General features: G+C 64.3%; 17 protein-coding genes and 2 tRNA genes. 17 read left to right on the top strand and 2 right to left on the bottom strand.

The genetic code is table 11. The annotated features are described in order from the left end of the window. Positions 1 to 67 precede the first annotated feature (67 nt). Together RFM52_RS27240 and RFM52_RS27235 are read left to right on the top strand one after the other, a co-directional pair. On the top strand, positions 68 to 586 hold the full coding sequence (locus tag RFM52_RS27240) for a L,D-transpeptidase (RefSeq protein ID WP_320298799.1): 519 nt from the start codon (positions 68 to 70) through the stop codon (positions 584 to 586). Further along, on the top strand, positions 583 to 1,143 hold the full coding sequence (locus RFM52_RS27235) for a hypothetical protein (protein ID WP_320298777.1): 561 nt from the start codon (positions 583 to 585) through the stop codon (positions 1,141 to 1,143). Before RFM52_RS27240 ends, RFM52_RS27235 begins: the two co-directional genes overlap by 4 nt. Positions 1,144 to 1,183: 40 nt before the next feature. Here RFM52_RS27235 and RFM52_RS27230 read toward each other — a convergent pair whose 3' ends face one another. Then, positions 1,184 to 1,720 carry a hypothetical protein gene (locus RFM52_RS27230; protein ID WP_320298776.1) on the bottom strand — a complete coding sequence of 179 codons (537 nt, stop codon included), beginning with the start codon at positions 1,718 to 1,720 and terminating at the stop codon, positions 1,184 to 1,186. A gap of 202 nt (positions 1,721 to 1,922) precedes the next feature. Here RFM52_RS27230 and RFM52_RS27225 point away from each other — a divergent pair, with 202 nt between their 5' ends. Together RFM52_RS27225 and RFM52_RS27220 are read left to right on the top strand one after the other, a co-directional pair. Further along, positions 1,923 to 2,633 (top strand): thermonuclease family protein, encoded by a 711-nt coding sequence (locus RFM52_RS27225; protein ID WP_320298775.1) that lies wholly within the window; start codon positions 1,923 to 1,925, stop codon positions 2,631 to 2,633. Positions 2,634 to 2,750: 117 nt separating this feature from the next. Continuing rightward, positions 2,751 to 3,644 (top strand): GGDEF domain-containing protein, encoded by an 894-nt coding sequence (locus tag RFM52_RS27220; protein WP_320298774.1) that lies wholly within the window; start codon positions 2,751 to 2,753, stop codon positions 3,642 to 3,644. Between the two features lie 45 nt (positions 3,645 to 3,689). Here the strand turns inward: RFM52_RS27220 and RFM52_RS27215 are convergent. After that, positions 3,690 to 3,764, bottom strand: a tRNA-Thr gene (locus RFM52_RS27215). A 224-nt stretch (positions 3,765 to 3,988) separates the two neighbouring features. Here RFM52_RS27215 and RFM52_RS27210 point away from each other — a divergent pair. From RFM52_RS27210 to RFM52_RS27150, 13 genes are all read left to right on the top strand, one after another. Then, positions 3,989 to 4,237 (top strand): hypothetical protein, encoded by a 249-nt coding sequence (locus RFM52_RS27210; RefSeq protein WP_320298773.1) that lies wholly within the window; start codon positions 3,989 to 3,991, stop codon positions 4,235 to 4,237. A gap of 152 nt (positions 4,238 to 4,389) precedes the next feature. Then, a complete protein-coding gene (gene murA / locus RFM52_RS27205) occupies positions 4,390 to 5,682 on the top strand; it encodes a UDP-N-acetylglucosamine 1-carboxyvinyltransferase (protein WP_320298772.1) in 1,293 nt (430 codons plus the stop codon). A 340-nt stretch (positions 5,683 to 6,022) separates the two neighbouring features. Next, positions 6,023 to 6,457 carry a DUF2948 family protein gene (locus tag RFM52_RS27200; protein WP_320298771.1) on the top strand — a complete coding sequence of 145 codons (435 nt, stop codon included), beginning with the start codon at positions 6,023 to 6,025 and terminating at the stop codon, positions 6,455 to 6,457. A gap of 7 nt (positions 6,458 to 6,464) precedes the next feature. Further along, positions 6,465 to 7,757, top strand: a complete 1,293-nt coding sequence (gene hisD / locus RFM52_RS27195; protein ID WP_320298770.1) for a histidinol dehydrogenase — start codon at positions 6,465 to 6,467, stop codon at positions 7,755 to 7,757. Positions 7,758 to 7,759: 2 nt separating this feature from the next. Next, positions 7,760 to 8,245, top strand: coding sequence for a UPF0262 family protein (locus tag RFM52_RS27190; protein ID WP_320298769.1), 486 nt, complete (start codon positions 7,760 to 7,762; stop codon positions 8,243 to 8,245). A 121-nt stretch (positions 8,246 to 8,366) separates the two neighbouring features. Next, positions 8,367 to 8,819 carry an arsenate-mycothiol transferase ArsC gene (locus tag RFM52_RS27185; protein WP_320298768.1) on the top strand — a complete coding sequence of 151 codons (453 nt, stop codon included), beginning with the start codon at positions 8,367 to 8,369 and terminating at the stop codon, positions 8,817 to 8,819. A gap of 171 nt (positions 8,820 to 8,990) precedes the next feature. Next, positions 8,991 to 9,209: a translation initiation factor IF-1 gene (infA, locus tag RFM52_RS27180; protein WP_006200926.1), complete on the top strand. Its 219-nt coding sequence runs from the start codon at positions 8,991 to 8,993 to the stop codon at positions 9,207 to 9,209. A gap of 19 nt (positions 9,210 to 9,228) precedes the next feature. Next, a complete protein-coding gene (locus tag RFM52_RS27175; RefSeq protein WP_320298767.1) occupies positions 9,229 to 9,855 on the top strand; it encodes a Maf-like protein in 627 nt (208 codons plus the stop codon). Beyond that, positions 9,852 to 10,073: a DNA gyrase inhibitor YacG gene (gene yacG / locus RFM52_RS27170; RefSeq protein WP_320298766.1), complete on the top strand. Its 222-nt coding sequence runs from the start codon at positions 9,852 to 9,854 to the stop codon at positions 10,071 to 10,073. Before RFM52_RS27175 ends, yacG begins: the two co-directional genes overlap by 4 nt. Positions 10,074 to 10,238: 165 nt before the next feature. Further along, positions 10,239 to 10,314 (top strand) — tRNA-Phe (locus RFM52_RS27165). 958 nt (positions 10,315 to 11,272) lie between these two features. Continuing rightward, positions 11,273 to 12,724 (top strand): multicopper oxidase family protein, encoded by a 1,452-nt coding sequence (locus RFM52_RS27160; protein ID WP_430699312.1) that lies wholly within the window; start codon positions 11,273 to 11,275, stop codon positions 12,722 to 12,724. Beyond that, positions 12,721 to 13,230: a YncE family protein gene (locus tag RFM52_RS27155; RefSeq protein ID WP_320298764.1), complete on the top strand. Its 510-nt coding sequence runs from the start codon at positions 12,721 to 12,723 to the stop codon at positions 13,228 to 13,230. Before RFM52_RS27160 ends, RFM52_RS27155 begins: the two co-directional genes overlap by 4 nt. 44 nt (positions 13,231 to 13,274) lie before the next feature. Beyond that, positions 13,275 to 13,877 carry a Spy/CpxP family protein refolding chaperone gene (locus tag RFM52_RS27150; protein ID WP_320298763.1) on the top strand — a complete coding sequence of 201 codons (603 nt, stop codon included), beginning with the start codon at positions 13,275 to 13,277 and terminating at the stop codon, positions 13,875 to 13,877. The last annotated feature ends 30 nt before the right edge of the window (positions 13,878 to 13,907 follow it).

The following is a 13,907-nucleotide window of genomic DNA, read 5'->3' as shown; positions in this document are numbered from 1 at the left end:
GTCCGGAATTGCGGCAAAGCAAGTGCGTCGCACCGCCACGCATTTTGCGGCCGCTTGCCTGATCGGCATGGCGTCGATATCGGCCTGCGGTTTGGCGGAGGCCGGATCCGGGCTGCCGCCGCTGCCGGCGATGGGCCCCAGCCTGCGCAAGGCGGTCGCCTTCCAGACCGGCGAGCAGCCGGGTACGATCGTCATCCGCAAAAGCGAGAAGGCGCTCTATCTGGTGACGGGCCCCGGCCAGGCGCTGCGCTATCAGATCAGCGTCGGCCGCGACGGCTTCGGCTGGACCGGAACGGTCAAGGTCGCCTCCAAGACCGAATGGCCGGAATGGCGTCCGCCCAAGGAAATGCGCGCGCGCCGACCCGAACTGCCGGCAATGGTGCCGGCCGGACCCTACAATCCGCTTGGCGCCAGGGCGCTTTATCTGTCGCGCGACGGGCGCGACACGCTCTATCGCATCCATGGCACCAACGATCCCAAGGGCGTCGGTTTCGACGGCACGTCCGGATGCTTCCGGCTGACGAACACCGATGTGATCGATCTCTTCAAGCGCGTCGCGGTGGGCGCAAAGGTGGTGGTTGAATGACGATGATCAGCGAGCCGGACGTTCCGGCAATCGAACTGGGTCACAGGGAAGCCGCTCCGGGAAAGCCCAGCCGGGCCAGAATGATCGGCGTGTTCGTGGTTGGCGCCGCGCTCATCACCTTCGTCAACGTGACGGCCGCCGTCTATCTCTATCGAGGCGTCAACGACCTCAGGACGATGGAGGCGCGGCTGGAACAGCTCGGCCAGTTCGAGCAGCGCATCGGCGCCCGCATCGACACCGTCAACAACGGCTTCCAGAGCCGGTTCGAGACGCTGGACCGCCAGCTGCAGGCGAATTTCGGTCAGATCGACGGCAATATCGCCAAGCTGGAGCAAGGCCAGCCCGTCGCGGCAAGCGAGCCAGCGCCGGGGGCGGTCGAGCCGGCCCTGCTCGACAACACAACGGTGGCGGATGCCTCAGCGGCCGACGCAAGCGGAGGCGATGCCGCAAACGCACAGCCCTCCTTCAAGCGGAAGGTCGCGCCTCCAGGCCCCAACCCGTCCTACCAGCGCATCCAACAGCCCGACGGCAAGGTCTATTACAAGAAGATCAACTGAGCCCGCGGGCCATCCGACTGCTTGAGCCGAGACCGGCGGATTACAGATCGCGCTGCAGCGAAAGCATGCGCACCGTGCGGGCTTCGGCGCGCGCCCTGGCCTCGCGCAGGAAAGCGACATGGCAGTAGGCGCAGGCGGCGAGACCGAGACACAGCACTAGGCAGTTCTGCAGGCTGAAGTCGAGCATAAGTGAAAAATGCCAGCCGTTCGGTACGGTGAAGGCGGCGATCGTGCTTGCCGTCTCCGCATGGCTGCTGAGCGCCATCATCTTGCCCGCAAAGAGCAGCGCGGCATGATTGGCGAGGAAGAATCCGGCGGACCTTTTTGCCTGGCAAATCATCCAGCAGGCGCCTGCCGCGAAGACGATAATGGCCGCATCGAGCGCCATCGACCCGCCGAGATAGACGTGCGCCTGCTGCCAGAACATGGTCGAGAACGGGCGCAGCTCGAGCCAGGCGTGCCACACGGCGGGGCTGGCCGGGTAGAATCCGAGCAGCAACGCCGCCACCCGCTCCGCCGCCAGCAGCAGCAGCATCAGGGCCGGAAAGGCAAAAAGCAGTATCGGCTTGCGCATCATGTCATCCCCTCGACATCCGATGACCGATTCTAGGCCGCATTGGTTGCTCGACACTTAACGCAACGCCTTGCTTTTCAAGGAATGTCGCTCATGTCTAATGTGTGATCCGGTTCAACGGGGGTGGCGCCGTGTCGACAGGAGCTAACGGGTCGGGCCCGGGCGGCAGCATCGACAGCCGCCGCTATCCCGCGAGGTTCCGCGCGTGAGCCAGGCGAATCCGCCTGGACGTCCGCTGCTGGCGTCCGCGCTCGGCGGCCTCGGGCTGCTCGCAGGCATGGTGCTGATCGCCGAGGGCGGGCGCCGGCTGCCGCCCGACCCGCCCTCGATAGCACCGGCTCAGGGCGCCGATCATCTGAAGGCGGCTTCCCATGCCCCTCTGCATGACGCGCGACCGGGCCGGTCGGCGCGCAAGGTCGCCGCGGATCTCATTGCGCCGCCGCCGCTCGACCCGTCCGGGATCGAGCGCACGGAGCCGCGTCCTCCGCTTGGCGAGCTCGGGCTTGCGCCGCGACCTAAGACACCGATGCCGCGGGATTGGCGCGAGACGCTGCTTTTCCGTCCGGTCGCGACCTCCTCGGCAGTCTTCGAAGCCATGGGACGCACGGTCGCCATCAGCGGGACGGTCGACATAGACCCGGACAGGACCTGCACGTTCGACAACACCGACTGGTCCTGCGGCCAGCGGGCGCGGGCAGCCTTCAACGCCTGGCTGCGCGGCCGGGCGCTCAAATGTTTCCTGCCGCCGGATGCCGACCGTTTCGCCATCGCGGCGCCCTGCGCGCTCGGCAAGCAGGATGTCGGCGCCTGGCTGGTTTCCAACGGCTGGGCGATGGCCGCTCCGACCGGCATTTACGGCAAGGCGGAGATGGCGGCGAGAAACGCCCGGATGGGCATTTTCGGCCCACCGCAATAACGCGATAGCGTGAAAGTCGGTGGCCGGTTCCGTCCCGGACCTGCGTGAAAGCAGAATGGCCAGCGCTGTTCAGCAATTCTAAAACCTGGACTGGTCCACCGACCGGGCTGGCCATCAATGGGCGCCGCCGGCCGCGATATCCTTTGTGCCGGACCCAGCGCTTGCCATGGAGAAGATGCCGACTTGCATCAAATTGTACGCATCGTGAAACCGAAATTGCAACGGACCTCCTGTAAGCCATTGCGTCGAACAGGAGATCGGCCCTTGACCGCGAAAACACCGACCGCGCCTATTCAGACGTGGAGGCACCTCATCTTGCTGGCCGTACTTGGCACCGCCGCCTGCGTCGGCCTTTCGCTCGCGCTGAACTACCTGATGCTTTTCAGCGACAGTCTCACGCCATTCGGCCGGGGGGCCGTTACGGCAATCGTCGTGCCGATCGTCATCGGTCTGCCGCTGTTTGCCGTGCTCGGCTGGCAACAGATCGAGATCCGCCGCTACCGGCAGGAACTCACCAAATCCGGCACCTATGACCAGCTGACCGGCTGCCTTAACGGCAAGGTGTTCACCTCGATGGTCGACAGGAGGGCGGCGAGACCGGTCGGCCCGCGCTCGGGCGCCTTTCTGGTCATCCATCCGGAACACCTGGCCTCGATCAACCTGCGTTTCGGTCTCGAATGGGGCGACGAGGCCTTGCGGCTGATCGCATCTGCCATCCGATCCGCAGTGCGCAAGGACGATCTGATCGGCCGGATCGGAACCTCAATGTTCGGCGTCTTCCTGCCGGGCGCTAGCGAAGAGGACGCCAAGGACGTTGGCGAGCGCATTCGCGGCACGGTCGGCGAGATCTATTTCGCGCCGAAAGGCGACAAGGACGTGCTTGCGATCAGTGTCGGCGGTGTCATTTTCGAGCGTGAGCTGGATTTCGAGGACATGTTCCGCTTCGCCGAGGAAGGCATGGCCGAGGCCCCGGACGAAGCCGGCCTGCGGCTATCGCACGTCACCAACTGAGCCGGCGCGACAGGCCGACACGCTCACTTCGATGTTTCGGAAAACTGGTGCTGCGAGAGAGGATTGAACTCTCGACCTCTCCCTTACCAAGGGAGTGCTCTACCACTGAGCTACCGCAGCCTGCGATGGCGGCGCTTCTGCCATATCGAACCGGCAAGCGCAAGGCCAAGAAAAACCCAAAGCGTCGCATATGATTCCTGGCCGCCATTCCGCAGTTTAAAGCGGCATGCGCGGCTGATCCACAGCGTGAAACCCGCCTGACGGCCGGCTTTCATGACAAGCCCGCGTTAAAATGCTAGCCATTGCGGAATCGCGGCCGGCTGACCGCCGGTCAGGGATGGACGATGAACGACAAGGCAAATCCACCGAAAAAGAGTGACGGCGAGCGTAAGGACCGGCTGGCCGAGGCGTTGCGCGCCAATCTGCAGAAGCGCAAGGCGCAGGCGCGCTCGCGGCGGGTTGGCGACGTTGACAAGCAACGCGCCGGCGACGTTGGCAAGCAACGCGCTGGCGACATTGGCAAGCAACGCGCCGGCAGTGCCGACGAAAGGCCGGAGGGGTTGCCGGCTGCTGGAAAAATGCACAAAGGCTGACCAAAACAGCCATACTGGCCGGCCACAGTTGGCCGGGCTTGTTGGTAAGGAGTCGGGGAAATCCTATTTCTTGAACCAAGCCGGCCAATGGTCTAAGCCGGGCGCATCAACCGATTGAAACCGGCCTGTTCTGGCCGAGGGGACGTTTTCTTATGGATCGCATCAGAATTGTCGGCGGCAATGAGCTTGCCGGCACCATTCCGATTTCGGGCGCCAAGAACGCGGCATTGCCGCTGATGATCGCCTCGCTTCTCACCGACGACACGCTGACGCTCGAAAACGTGCCGCATCTGGCGGATGTCGAGCAGTTGATCCGCATCCTCGGCAATCACGGCGTCGATTATTCCGTCAACGGCCGGCGCGAAAAGCAGCAGGAAGGCTATTCGCGCACGATCAATTTTTCCGCCCGCAACATCGTCGACACCACCGCGCCTTATGAGCTGGTCTCGAAGATGCGCGCTTCCTTCTGGGTAGTCGGGCCGTTGCTTGCCCGCATGGGCGAAGCCAAGGTGTCGCTGCCCGGCGGCTGCGCCATCGGCACGCGTCCGGTCGACCTGTTCCTCGAGGGCCTGCAGGTTCTGGGCGCAGAGCTCGATGTCGACAATGGCTATGTGATCGCCAAGACCAAGAACGGTCGCCTGATCGGCAATCGCTACGTATTTCCGAAAGTCTCGGTCGGCGCCACCCATGTGCTGATGATGGCGGCCTCGCTCGCCAAGGGCGAGACCGTGCTGGAAAATGCCGCGCGCGAGCCGGAGATCGTCAATCTCGCCGAGTGCCTGATCGCCATGGGCGCCAAGATACACGGCGCCGGCACCTCGACCATCACCATCCACGGCGTCGAGGCGCTGTCCGGCGCCCGCGTGCGCGTCATTCCGGACCGCATCGAGACCGGCACCTATGCCATGGCCGTGGCGATGACGGGCGGCGACGTGATGCTGCACGGCGCCCGGCCCGATCTGTTGCAGACCGCGCTCGACGTGCTTGTCGAGACCGGCGCCGAGATCACGCCGACCAATGAAGGCATCCGCGTCAAGCGCAACGGCGCCGGCATTGCGCCGGTCGACGTGGCCACCGCCCCGTTCCCCGCCTTCCCGACCGACCTGCAGGCGCAATTCATGGGCCTGATGACGATGGCCAAGGGCAAGTCGCGCATCACCGAGACGATTTTCGAGAACCGCTTCATGCATGTGCAGGAGCTCGCACGCCTCGGCGCCCACATCACGCTTTCCGGCCAGACGGCGATCGTCGACGGGGTTTCCAAGCTGAAGGGCGCGCCCGTGATGGCGACCGACCTGCGCGCCTCGGTGTCGCTGGTGATCGCCGGCCTTGCCGCCGAGGGCGAGACCACGGTCAACCGCGTCTATCACCTCGACCGCGGCTTCGAGCGGCTGGAAGAAAAGCTTTCCGGCTGCGGCGCGGTGATCGAGCGGATTTCGGGCTGATACGCGCGAAGCGGGTGCACCAAAGTAAGTCTCGCGCGCGTTGGGGCCAATTTTTGAAGCTGGCGCCGCCCCTCATCTGCCTGCCGGCATCTTCTCCCTGTAAACGGGGAGAAGGGCTGTCCGCGCCCTTGGCGCCTTTGCTGCAACGTTCGCGATTGGCGAAATCCTCGGCGAAGGCCTTCCTTCTCGCCGTCACCATACGCGGAGAAGTGCCCGGCAGGGCGATGAGGGGCGGCGCGGACCTGACGTGATTGCCCTTGGCCGGCTCCGTGCCGAGGTTGCACGGACCGGAAAGACCGCATAACAGAGGCTGAAACCAACCTTCAGGTGCGCATTCGGCATGGCAGTTCTCAAGCTCATCGCGCTCGACGAACAGGATCTGAGCATCGTCTCGGCGCACGTCCAGGACGCCGTGATGAAGGTCTCCGACCTGGAATATCTGCCGGCGGCCAAGCGCTTCGTGCTGACGATGAACCGCTTCGTCTGGGAAGCGAAGTCCGGCCTGTTGCGCCAGCACAATGAACGGCGCCAGAGCGTTCTGCATTTCGATCGCGTGCTCGGCGCCAAGACCAGCGGCATTCAACGCGACAAGCCGGCCGAGGTGCTGTCGCTGCTGGCGATCAGCTTCATCGCCATCAGCAAACCGGCAGGCATCGTCGAACTGGTGTTTTCGGGCGGCGGCACCATCATGCTCGACGTCGAATGCGTCGAGGCACGGCTTGCCGATGTCGGCGGCGCCTGGGAAGCCACCTCGCGACCCGTGCACAGAGGCTAAAAGCGCAATGGCGATTACGCTCCGACAGCAGGATGCCGATTTCGAACAGCGTTTTTCGGCCTTCCTCACCACCAAGCGCGAGGTGTCGGCCGACGTCGAGGCCGTGGTGCGCGGCATCATCGAGCGCGTGCGCGCCGAGGGTGACAAGGCGCTTGTCGATTACACGCTGAAGTTCGACAAGGCCGATCTCAGCGCGCTCGGCATCGCCGTCTCGAAGGACGACATCGCCAAGGCCTATGAGGCAGCCGATCCGGCGACCGTCGAGGCGCTCAAATTCGCGCGCGAGCGTATCCATTCGCATCACGAGCGGCAGAAGCCCAAGGACGACCGCTATACGGATGCCGCCGGGGTCGAGCTCGGCTCGCGCTGGACGGCGATCGAAGCGGTCGGCCTTTACGTGCCGGGCGGCACGGCCAGCTATCCGAGCTCGGTGCTGATGAACGCCGTGCCTGCCAAGGTCGCCGGCGTCGAGCGCATCGCCATTGTCGTGCCGGCCTCGGGCGGCGTCGTCAATCCGCTGGTGCTGGTGGCCGCCGACCTTGCCGGCGTTTCGGAGATCTACCGCGTCGGCGGCGCGCAGGCGGTTGCAGCACTTGCCTACGGCACCGAGACGATCAGGCCTGTCGCCAAGATCGTGGGGCCGGGAAATGCCTATGTCGCGGCCGCCAAGCGCCAGGTTTTCGGCACCGTCGGCATCGACATGATCGCCGGACCGTCGGAAGTGCTGGTGGTGGCCGACGCCGACAACGATCCGGACTGGATCGCGGCCGACCTTCTGGCGCAGGCCGAGCACGACATATCGGCGCAGTCGATCCTGATCACCGACAGCGCCGAATTCGGCAAGGCGGTGGAGCAGGCGGTCGAACGCCAGCTCAAGGTGCTGCCGCGCGCCGAGACGGCGGCCGCGAGCTGGCGCGATTTCGGCGCGGTTATCCTGGTGCCGACGCTGGAAGCCTCGCTGCCGCTGGTCGACAGGATCGCGGCCGAGCATGTCGAGCTCGCTTTCGACGATGCCGAGGGCTTTCTTTCGAGGATGCGCAACGCCGGCGCTGTGTTCATCGGTCGCCATACGCCGGAGGTCATCGGCGACTATGTCGGCGGCTCCAACCACGTCCTGCCGACGGCACGCTCGGCGCGTTTCTCGTCGGGTCTGTCCGTGCTCGATTTCGTCAAGCGCACCTCGATCCTGAAGCTCGGGCCGGATCAGCTCAAGACGCTGGCGCCGGCCGCGATCGCGCTCGCCAAGGCGGAAGGCCTCGATGCCCATGCCCGCTCCGTCGCGATCAGGTTGAACATGTAGCGATGTCTGGCCACGACCAAACCCGTGACAGGCTGATCGACGTCGAGCTCGACGAATCGATCGGACGTTCGACGCCCGACGTCGAGCACGAGCGGGCCGTGGCGATCTTCGACCTCATCGAGGAGAACAGTTTTCGGCCGGTCAATGATGGCGGCGCCGGTCCATACAGGCTGAAGCTTTCGCTGGCCGAGCAGCGCCTGGTCTTCGCCGTCAGCCGCGAGAACGACGCGGAGGTGGTCACCCACATCCTGTCGCTGACGCCGCTGCGGCGCATCGTCAAGGACTATTACCTGATCTGCGAAAGCTATTACGAAGCGATCCGCTCCTCGACGCCCAGCCATATCGAGGCGATCGACATGGGCCGGCGCGGCCTGCACAACGAGGGCTCGCAGACCCTGATGGACCGGCTCGCCGGCAAGATCGAGATCGACTTCGACACGGCGCGCCGGCTGTTCACGCTGGTCTGCGTGCTGCACTGGCGGGGCTAGATCAGGATGACGTTTCGTTGAATCGCCATCCTGATCTAACTCTTTACTGGAGCATGATCTTCTCCGAAAACCGGTTCCCACTTTTTGCGTGCGCTGACCTCCGGTTCGGGACCGTGCTCTAGTGCTGGCCGCCCTGCCGCATTCGATCCTGTTCCTGTGCGGCATGAACGCCGTGCGCTCGCCGATCGCGGAACAGTTGGCGCGCCGCATGCTGCCCGCCACCACCTTCGTCGCTTCGGCCGGCGTGCGCGCCGGCGAGCGGGACCCGTTCGTCGATGCGGTGTTGGCCGAAGAGGGCCTGTCGCTCGGCGAGCGCCAGCCCAGGACATTGGACGAGCTGGAAGACGACTATTTCGACCTGATCGTCACGCTGGCGCCTGAAGCGCATCATGCGGCGCTCGAGCTCACCCGATCGCTGGCAGTCGAGGTCGAATACTGGCCGATGCCCGACCCGACCGACACCGGCGGCACGCGCGAGCACATCATGGCCGCCTATCGCGACGTGCGCGAGCGGCTGAAAGCGCGCATAAGCCGACGTTTTGCGGCACCGGGGGTTGAAAGCGCCCCGGATTAAGCTTGTTCACAAGCGGACGATTATCATATAGGTTCCGCGCGAATTCCGGTTGGAGTCGGAAATCATCCGACTCCAGATCAAGAGTAGAGCATGATGTCGTCCGAAAACCGCTTCACACTTTTCGGCATCATGCTCTAGGCGCCGGAACGCCCATCCAAGCAAAGGTATCGAATGCCGAAGGAAGAAGTCCTCGAGTTTCCAGGTGTGGTCACCGAACTGCTGCCCAATGCGATGTTCCGGGTGAAGCTCGAAAACGAACACGAAATCATCGCCCACACGGCCGGCCGCATGCGCAAGAACCGCATCCGCGTGCTGACCGGCGACAAGGTCCTGGTCGAGATGACGCCTTACGACCTGACCAAGGGCCGCATCACCTACCGTTTCAAGTAACAGCCTGGCGCCGACCGCGATGAGCATCCTGCAGAAGCTCGTGCTTGCCTCGGGTTCGCCGCGCCGCATCGAACTGCTGCAGCAGGCCGGCATCGAGCCGGACCGGGTGCTGCCCGCCGATGTCGACGAGACGCCGCTGCGCGCCGAGCATCCGCGCTCGCTGGCCAAGCGCCTTTGCAAGGACAAGGCCGAGAAGGCGCTGGCCTCGCTGAAGAGCGAGGAGGACTATGCGCCCGCCTTCATCCTCGCCGCCGACACGGTGGTGGCGGTCGGGCGGCGTATCCTGCCCAAGGCCGAGACGATCGACGACGCCATCAACTGCCTCGGCCTGCTTTCCGGCCGCTCGCACCGTGTCTATTCCGGCATCTGCCTGATCACGCCCGGCGGCAAGCTGCGCCAGCGGCTGGTGGAGACAAGGGTGCGCTTCAAGCGGCTGCCGCGCGAGGAGATCGACGCCTATGTCGCCTCGGGCGAGTGGCGCGGCAAGGCCGGCGGCTATGCCGTGCAGGGCCTGGCCGGTTCCTTCGTCGTCAAGCTCGTCGGGTCCTACACCAATGTGGTCGGCCTGCCGCTCTACGAGAGCGTGGCGCTGCTTTCCGGCGAAGGCTTCAAGGCGCACCAGAACTGGCACGCCGCGCGCTCATGAGCCTGGACGACAAGGTGACGCCGCTGCGGCCGAAGCGGCCCTGCCCCGAATGCGGCAAGCCGTCGGCGCGCGAGCATTATCCGTTCTGCTCGGCGCGCTGCAAGGACATCGACCTCAATCGCTGGCTGAAGGGCGCCTATGTCATTCCCGGCCGCGACGGCGAAGAGGAAGAAGACGACAGCCCGAAGCCGGGCCCGACGTCCAAGGACGAGCCGTGAGCGCAGCCGGCGACCGACCGTTTCCCGGCGATTTTTCTTTCCTGACGAAATCAACAGCTAGGCGCTGGACAGGCAGAATTCCCGTGCTATAACCCACGCGCTTTCAAGGGGCGCCGCCTGGTGCCTTCGTGAAACCCGGCGGGCGCATCCCGTTAGCCGGCACAGGCCCAGATAGCTCAGTTGGTAGAGCAGCGGACTGAAAATCCGCGTGTCGGTGGTTCGAATCCGCCTCTGGGCACCAAGCCCTCTTGGTCCGTTCTGGACACATAGGTTAGGTCCGTTCCGGACACATAGGCTACGGGTAACACTCTTGGCCCGAAATTGAACTTGTTATTCCCTGATTGCCGCAGATATCCCACACCCAGGCAACTAAGTTGAGCGCATGGCTATCGGCGATTCAGCCCGCGTCCTCGCCTTCAGGCCCGATACATCGACGTCAATCGGGAGTTCTCGCGTTGTGCTAGGCTATGGGCTGGCACTCTCTGGTTCAGGCCTCTGATGCAGGTGGCCTCGCGGCAGCGGACCTCGCCGCGCACGAGTGGCTCGGGTTGCTGACCTATTGGTCGACGGGGAAGACCACCGAACTCTTTCCAGAGCCCTGAACTCTTTGATCTAGGACAAATCGCTGTCCAGGTCTCCAGGGTATGATCAGTTCCAAGATGGCCTTTGCTGCCGCTGTGGAAGGGTTTGATTGTGGGTCGGCATGCATCCGATCAGGGCTGGACCGTTCAATGAAGCGCTCGTCACGATTCGGCGGGCCGCGTTGGGTCGCCGTCTGCCTCGCCCTGCTGATGGCGTTCACCACGGCCTTTTATGGCCATGCCAACGCAGCCGCGGCTCCGGGTGGTACCCAATGGACGGTGGAGCACATTCATGGCTCCGCGGCGGTCCGACATGATGGTCATCGCGCTCCGTGCAGGGACGTTGGCCACAACCACGATCAAGGAATATGTTCCGATTCCGCTTCGAGTTGCTCTTTCTGCGTTCCGGTTGACGCCCAGGCATTCGTAGCGACGTCGCAGGCCCAGCCAGTCGCGACTGCGCCGCCCTTCGTTTCCTCTCCGGCCGACATACCGATTCGCCTGCGCCCGCCAAAACTCGCCGTGACTGCCTGAGCGCACGAGCCCTCGCGTTCGTGCGCTTCGCCGCCGGTCAAGCCGGTCTCGAGTCACGAACATGAGAGCTTTGTTATGCAATCCATATCCCGTCGCCAGTTCTTGGCGTCTGCTGCGGCTATTGGTGCGGCGAGTGCCGTACAGTCGTTGATCATTCCACCAGCCGCCTGGGCAGCTGCACCTAAAATCATCCGGGCCGATACGCGCGTCATCGAGGTCGCCGGCCGCGCCGCCAACGTCTTGGGTCTCGTGCAGCCCGACGGCACGCATGGGCTTACCGTGTCGGCAGCCGATGGCTTCCAGGTCCGGCTCGAAAACGCGCTCGGCGCGCCGACCTTGATCCATTGGCATGGCCTGACGCCGCCCTTCGGGCAGGACGGCGTGCCGGACCTGCCGCAGCCCTTGCTTCAGCCCGGCCAATCCTATGACTATAACTTCCCCATCGCGACGCCGGGCACGCATTGGATGCATGCCCATACGCTGCAAGAGCAGCAACTGCTTGCCGCGCCGCTGATTGTCACCGACCCCGCTGAAGATGGCGCGGACGAGCAGCCCGTCGTGGTGTTGCTCCACGACTTCAGCTTCAAGACACCCGAGGAACTGCTTGCCGGGCTGACCGGATCGGCACCTGCGTCGGACAACGGCGGCATGGCCGGACACGCGATGTCGGGCATGTCAGGCATGGGTATGCAAGGCATGTCGACCGAGCGGGGCATGGCCATGCCGATGGACGTCAACGACATCGAATACGACGCTTATCTCTCAAACGACCGTACGCTCGATGACCCTCAAGTCTTCACCGTCGAAAGAAACGGAACGGTCCGGCTGCGCCTGATTAACGGGGCGACCGCCACGGCGTTCTGGATCGATACCGGGACGCTCGAAGGCGAGGTCATTGCCGTCGACGGCAATCCCGTCGTTCCCCTTCGCGGCAGCGGCTTCCCGCTCGCCATGGGCCAACGCATCGACATCAGGCTCAGCATTCCCGGGGACAAGGGAGCGTGGCCGATCCTGGCCCTGCGCGAAGGCGGCGTCCAGCGCACCGGCTTCGTGCTGGCGACCATGGGAGGCGAAGTCAAGCGCATCGCGTCCGCAGGCGATCGGGCCGGGCCTCCACTCGATCTCTCATTCGAGACCAGGCTTGCGGCCGCCAAACCGCTCGCAGAGCGGATCGCCGATATCCATGAACCCGTCGAGCTCGGCGGAGCGATGCAGGGCTACTCCTGGACCCTCAACGGCAGGACATGGAGCAACCACCAGCCGATCCCGGTCAAGAAGGGCGGGCGTGTCGAGCTCACGATGCGCAACGCCAGCATGATGGGCCATCCCATGCATCTGCACGGCCACCATTTCCAGGTGGTCGCCATCGATGGGCGCCGCTTCGCGGGAGCCGTGCGCGACACCGTCTGGATGCCGCCGATGCGCGAGGTGACGGTGGCGTTCGATGCCGTCAACCCAGGGACATGGGCCTTCCACTGCCATCACCTCTATCACATGGCGACCGGCATGATGACCGTCGTCGACTACATCGCGTGACCGATTTCGAGGATGAGACCATGCGAAACAATCGCAGAAACAATGCCGTCGCCCAGGCGGTCGACAACCGCTCGGGTATCGCCCGACGCATGACGCTGTTGGCCCTGATGGCAGCAGCAGCCGTCGCCGCGGCTGCGTTGATCGTCAGGCCAGCGGGAGCCGAACCCGTTGCTTCAGGCTTCGTCTACACTGCCGACGAACATGGTGGCTCCATCAGCCGGACCGACCTCTCAACTGGGAAGGTCGACTCCTTTCCGGTCGCCATTACGCCGCACGACGCGGCCAGACGCGGCAAGGTCGTCAAGACAATCCGCACTGGGCTGGGTGCTCATGGAGTCGCCGTCAGCAACGACGGTGCCTTCGTCTTGGTGACCAACATCGTCGACGGCACCGTGTCGCTGATCTCGGTCAAGGACCAGTCGGTCCTGAAATCCTATGCAGTCGGCAAGGGGCCGAACGGCATCACCTTCCAGTCCGCGAGCCCAGCATCGGGCGATGCAGGCTGAACGAGGCGCTGATGAAGCCGCAATACCAACAAGGAGACATAGTCATGAAAACCCTCTTTAGTGCCCTGGCGATCGGGACGATGCTTGTATTCTCGGTGCCTGTTCTCGCGAACGAAGCCCATCATAAAACCGGCGGCGGAGACGGCTCGCCGCCCGCCGCCGCGACGGAGAAGGCGGAGGAGGCAGCCCCCAGCTCGGCCATGCCCATGATGATGGGCAGCTCGATGTCCAACAACATTGTGTCGAACGGCATGATGAAGATGATGATGGACATGATGTCGGGCGACGATAGCCCCATGGGGCAGATGATGTCGCCCGAGCATGTCGAGGGACGAATCGCCTTCCTCTCGACCGAACTGAAGCTCACCAAGGCCCAGCGGCCATTATGGGACGCCCTCGCCGAGGCGCTGCGGGCTAACGCCAGCTCGGCCAAGGACGCGATGGCGAAAATGCCGGCCGGCATGATGAGCGGAGATTCCGGAACGCCAGTGAAGCGGATCGAGCTTCAAGAGCGAGTGCTGTCGACGCGACTCGAAGGACTGCGACGGCTCAAGGTCGCGCTGGAGCCCTTCTACGCGTCGCTGGATGATGCCCAGAAGGCGGTGGCCGACAAGCTGCTCATGCCTGCGCCAACGGGCATGATGTAAGCGTCAATGCGGCTGTGGCCGACGGCGTTG

Origin of the sequence: Mesorhizobium humile, from assembly GCF_033977215.1 — a bacterium.
Lineage (GTDB): Bacteria > Pseudomonadota > Alphaproteobacteria > Rhizobiales > Rhizobiaceae > Mesorhizobium > Mesorhizobium humile.
This window is presented reverse-complemented; position numbering and strand designations above follow the sequence as displayed.